The organism is Pedobacter fastidiosus (assembly GCF_014306625.1).
GTDB lineage: Bacteria > Bacteroidota > Bacteroidia > Sphingobacteriales > Sphingobacteriaceae > Pedobacter > Pedobacter fastidiosus.
This window is the reverse complement of record NZ_JACRYL010000015.1, coordinates 1-227: the sequence shown is the minus strand read 5'-3', so window position 1 is coordinate 227 and position 227 is coordinate 1.

Here is a 227-nt window from a genome sequence, read left to right as displayed (position 1 = left end):
TTAAGGAGATTCTCGCAGATTGGTAATCAATTATTCTGCGTACATCTTTTTAAATCTGCGGGAGATTTATTTGGAAAAAATCAGGTTAAAATAATCTATTGTGCTTAAAAACTCGTCATTGCGAGGCACGAAGCAATCTGTTCCGTAAAGTAGATTGCTTCGTGCCTCGCAATGACGAAAACCCTATAATAATTATTTCAAAGGCAGATAACCTTCCTTTTTAGCAG